The following is a 4,223-nucleotide window of genomic DNA, read 5'->3' on the forward strand; positions in this document are numbered from 1 at the left end:
GCCGAGCGCCGACCCCCTCACCAAAGGGGCCTGGATCGCCCTGATCGGCGGTCCGCTCTACCTGCTGATCACCGTCGTCCTCGACTGGGACGTCCCCGGCTGGGCCGCGTTCCTCGCCGTCGCCGCCTTCATCGGCGGCTTCGTCACCCTCGTCCTCCGCATGGGCGACGAGCCCAGAGACCCCGACGACGGGGCTGTTGTCTAGGGCACCTCAAGTTCGCCCAGGACCGGGCGGTGGTCGGTGGCCTTGGGGTAGTCGGCTGTGACGGCCGGGTCGTCGACGGGAACGCCGCAGGCGGTGATCCCGATCTCCGGGTCTGCGAAGACGCCGTCTATGCGGCGGCGGGGGTTGCGGGAGGTGAACGTCAGTCCCTCGCCGGACGGGGCGGTGGCGTAGGCGTCCTGGAAGTGGTCGGTGAGGAGGGTCCAGGACGGGCCGCCGGGCTCCTCGTTGATGTCCCCGGCGAGGACGGCCGGGGCCCGGTGGCGGGCGCGGGCCCTGTCGAGGTGGGCGAGGATCTCGTGGACGTGCCGGAGCCGCGGCCCGTCCCGCAGGTCGAGATGGGTGGACGCGGCGATGAAGCGGGAGCCGCCGATCTCCAGGACGGCGATCGCCAGGGCGCGGCGGTGCAGGCCCGGGTCAGGGGTGAGCAGGTGGAACTCGCGGGCGACGCGGCGAACGTGCGGGGCGGCGAGGACGGCGAGCCCGCAGGCCCGCCGTCCCGCCGCGATGTCCAGGCCGCACGCGCGGGCGAGGCGGCGGCGCTGGAGCCGCCACGTCCTGAACCGCGGGACCTCCTGCAGGCAGACGACGTCCGGGGCGAGGGCGCGGACGACGCGGGCCACGGCGGCCGGGTCGTCGCGCAGCGACCGGACGTTGTAGCTCAGCAGCCGGACGGACGGCACGCCTAGACGATGACGTCCTGGAGGGGCCGGACGCGCGCAAGGTCGGCGGCGCCGACGATGCCCGCGGCGGAGCCCAGCTCGGCGATGCGGATGTCGGGCAGCGGGCGGTGGCCGCGGCCCGTCAGCGCGTCCTCGAACGCGGCGCGGATCGGGTCGAGCAGCAGGTCGCCGGCGTCGGACAGGCCGCCGCCGATGATGAACGCGCCCGGGTCGAGGATGGCGCTCAGGTCGGCGAGGCCCTGGCCCGCCCAGTGCGCGATGGTGCGGAAGCACTCCAGCGCCGCCTTGTCGCCCTCGCGGGCCGCCTGCGACACCTCCGGCCCGCTGATGCCCTCCGGGCGGCCGTCGCCGAGTTCGAGGAGCCGTCCCGCCATCGCGGGCGCCACCCGGGCGAGGTCGCGGGCCTCGTGGACGAGGGCGTTGCCGCTGGCGTACTGCTCCCAGCAGCCGCGGTTGCCGCAGCCGCAGCGGCGGCCGTCCGGGACGACCCGGAAGTGGCCCATCTCGGCGCCGATGCCGAACCGGCCCCGGTACAGCTCGCCGTTGATGATGATGCCGCCGCCGATGCCGGTGCCGAGGGCGACGAGGACGAGGATGTTCTCACCGCGTCCGGCGCCGAACCTCGCCTCGCCCCACGCGGTGGCGTTGCCGTCGTTCTCCACGACGACGGGCAGCCCGACCAGTTTCTCGACCTTCTCCTTGATCGGCTCCTCGCGCCAGGCCAGGTTCGGCGCGAACAGCACGGTGGAGCGGTCCTCGTCGACGAACCCGGCGGTCCCGAGACCGACGGCCGACACCTCTTCGAACTTGCCCTTCAGCAGGTCGACGACCTCGGCGATGGTCTCGGCGGTCTCCTTGGGGTTGGTCGACGGAGTCGGCCGGCGAACCTTCTCCAGGATGGTTCCCCGGTCGTCGACGACCCCGGCGGCGACCTTCGTGCCGCCCACGTCCACGCCGATGGTCAGGGCCATGTACGCTTCCTCCTCCTCGCGGGGCGCGGCCGGAGCCGGCACCGCACCACCCGATGTCGATGGGGTCGCCGCCGGTGGCGGCGGACCACGGCTCGCCCGTCCCGGGGCGGTCCGACCGCTCGGACCTACCCGCCCGCGGGCGTCCCGACGCCTCCGGGGAACGGTCCCGCCGCGCCCGGCCAGACCAGGTCCGGCCGCTCACGGGTCCATCTTCCATCCGTCTTCGGCGTGAATGTATCGCCTTCGCGGTGGTCAGCTCTCGACATGGCGCTTGAGGCCCTTGAGCGCGGAGTCGATGATCCGCTTCTCGGCCTTGCGCTTCATCATGCCGATGAGCGGGATCCGGACGTCGACGGAGAGCTCGTAGGTCACCTCGGTGGAGCCGTCCCGCTCGTCCAGGGTGTAGGAGCCGTGCAGCTTGGTGACGACCGAGCCGGGGTCCACCAGGGTCCAGGTGACGTGGTCGTCGCCCTCCCAGGTGTAGGCGAGGCCGATGGTGTCGATGAACACGCCGCCGTCGAAGGTGAACTTGGCGTGCGACGCGCGGCCGTCCTCGCCGACCTCCTCGACGGTGATGCCGCGGATGCCGCTCGCCCATTTCGGGTACGCCTCGAGGTCGGCGATCACCGCCATGATCTCGGCCTTCCCGGCCTTGACCGTGATGGAGGAGCTCGTGCGGTCCGCCATCTGCGACTCCCTCCGGCTCTGGTCGGCCCCGCGGGCCCTTGTCGTAGAGAAAGTATCTGTCACACCGTCAGGACGTACGGCACTCCACGGGCCCGGAAGTGGCCCACGTTGACGCATTCGGTGCGGCCGATGCGCATCCGGCTGGCCAGCGGCTGGTGGACGTGCCCGAACAGGACGTACTTCGGCTGCGTCCGGCGGACCGCGTCCAGGATCGCCTCGCTGCCCCGCTCGAACCGGCGCGCGACCGTGTCGTACAGCAGTTCCGGGACGGCGGGCGGGATGTGGCAGCACAGCACGTCCACGGCGCCGACGGCCTCGACCTTCGCGGCGTAGGCGTCGTCGTCGAGCTCGTAGGGGGTGCGGTACTCGGTGCGCAGGCCGCCGCCGACGAACCCGAACCGCAGGCCGCCGATCTCGGTGGTCTCGCCGTCCAGGACGTGGTGCCCGTCGCGCAGGTGCGGCCCCCACATGCGCGGGACGTCGACGTTCCCGTAGGTGAGGTAGGCGGGCGACGGCATCGCCGCGAACAGCTCGGCGTACTGCCGGTCGACGGCGCGCTCGATGTGCGGCCACGCGTCGCCGTCGAGGGACGCCCACAGCGCCCGGGAGAACTCGCGGGCCTCGTCGAAGCGTTTCTCGGTCCGCAGCTCGATGAAGCGGTCGGCGTTGTCCGTCCCGAAGAGGTCGGCGAAGATCCCCTGCCCGTGGTCGTGGTAGTCGACGAACAGGATCAGGTCGCCGAGGCAGATGAGCGCGTCGGCGCCGTCCGCCGCGGCCCGCAGCGCGTCCGCCCGGCCGTGGACGTCGCTCACCACGTGGATCCTCATGAACCGACTGTAATGCGGCGCGCGCCCCATGGGCGCGGCGAGGCCGGTCAGCCCGCGGCGGCGGACACCAGCGAGCGCCATTCGCGGACCAGCGCCGGGTCGACGGGGGCGTCCCAGGCGCCGTCCGGGCGGACCGCGGTGCCCACGTGGAACGCGGTGACGCCCGCCGCCGCGAGGACCGCGACGTGCTTGCGGCGCAGCCCGCCCCCGGCCATGATCATCTTCGCTGCGTCGGGGTCGTCGGCGGCGCGCCGGACGAGGACGTCCACCCCGGCGTCCACGCCCCGCGCGGATCCCGCCGTGAGGACGGTGTCGAGCCCGCCGCCGAGCCCGCGCACGACGTCCCACGCCTGGGCCTGGTCGGCGGCGTGGTCGAGGGCGCGGTGGAACGTCCAGGGCAGCGGGGCGAGGTCGGCGGCGAGCTTGCCCACGGCGCCGGTGTCGATGTGGCCGGAGGAGTCGAGGAAGCCGAGCACGAACCCGTCCGCGCCCGCCTCGGCGAGGCCCGCGGCGGCCTGCCGCAGCCGGTCGAGCTCGCGCCCCGAGGTGCGGAACCCCGCGTTGGCCCGCAGCATCACCCGGATGGGCAGGGACGTGGCCGCCCGCACGGCGGCGACGAGCTCGGGATCGGGGGTGAGCCCGTCGGCGGCCATGTCGGCGACGACCTCGAGCCGGTCGGCGCCGCCGTCCTGCGCCGCCCGCGCGTCCTCGGCCGTGAGCGCGATGATTTCGAGCAGCGACATGACGTCCCCCGGAACCCGTTCCGAATGCGAGCGCCCTTAGCGTAAGCGACCGACCGCCGCCCACCACCGGCACCGTGCGACCTTTGCCC

Annotated in this window: 5 protein-coding genes and 1 pseudogene; 1 reads left to right on the forward strand and 5 read right to left on the reverse strand. The window is 73.6% G+C overall.

The annotated features are described in order from the left end of the window. Positions 1 to 205: pseudogene (locus tag E1264_RS40785) on the forward strand (hypothetical protein); the annotation flags it as partial. On the opposite strand, the gene E1264_RS40790 reads toward E1264_RS40785, so the two are convergent. The 5 genes from E1264_RS40790 to E1264_RS40810 form a co-directional block, all read right to left on the reverse strand. After that, entirely contained in the window at positions 202 to 906 is a 705-nt protein-coding gene (locus E1264_RS40790; protein ID WP_132182641.1) for an endonuclease/exonuclease/phosphatase family protein, read from the reverse strand. The pseudogene E1264_RS40785 and the gene E1264_RS40790 sit on opposite strands and share 4 nt — an antisense overlap. Positions 907 to 908: 2 nt before the next feature. Then, positions 909 to 1,877 (reverse strand): ROK family glucokinase, encoded by a 969-nt coding sequence (locus tag E1264_RS40795; protein ID WP_132182643.1) that lies wholly within the window; start codon positions 1,875 to 1,877, stop codon positions 909 to 911. 252 nt (positions 1,878 to 2,129) lie between these two features. Then, positions 2,130 to 2,564: an SRPBCC family protein gene (locus E1264_RS40800; protein ID WP_132182645.1), complete on the reverse strand. Its 435-nt coding sequence runs from the start codon at positions 2,562 to 2,564 to the stop codon at positions 2,130 to 2,132. 59 nt (positions 2,565 to 2,623) lie between these two features. Next, complete coding sequence (locus tag E1264_RS40805) at positions 2,624 to 3,391, reverse strand: metallophosphoesterase (protein ID WP_132182647.1); 768 nt, start codon at positions 3,389 to 3,391, stop codon at positions 2,624 to 2,626. Positions 3,392 to 3,438: 47 nt separating this feature from the next. Beyond that, positions 3,439 to 4,134 carry a copper homeostasis protein CutC gene (locus E1264_RS40810; protein WP_132182649.1) on the reverse strand — a complete coding sequence of 232 codons (696 nt, stop codon included), beginning with the start codon at positions 4,132 to 4,134 and terminating at the stop codon, positions 3,439 to 3,441. Positions 4,135 to 4,223: the final 89 nt, after the last annotated feature.

The sequence above is a fragment of the Actinomadura sp. KC216 genome (assembly GCF_004348535.1).
In the GTDB taxonomy this organism is placed as follows: Bacteria; Actinomycetota; Actinomycetes; order Streptosporangiales; family Streptosporangiaceae; genus Spirillospora.

Bases quoted from the DNA above. Each gene is read 5' to 3' on its own strand.
- E1264_RS40795 (WP_132182643.1), bottom strand. From the start codon at position 1,877: ATGGCCCTGACCATCGGCGTGGACGTGGGCGGCACGAAGGTCGCCGCC.
- E1264_RS40800 (WP_132182645.1), bottom strand. From the start codon at position 2,564: ATGGCGGACCGCACGAGCTCCTCCATCACGGTCAAGGCCGGGAAGGCC.
- E1264_RS40805 (WP_132182647.1), bottom strand. From the start codon at position 3,391: ATGAGGATCCACGTGGTGAGCGACGTCCACGGCCGGGCGGACGCGCTG.
- E1264_RS40810 (WP_132182649.1), bottom strand. From the start codon at position 4,134: ATGTCGCTGCTCGAAATCATCGCGCTCACGGCCGAGGACGCGCGGGCG.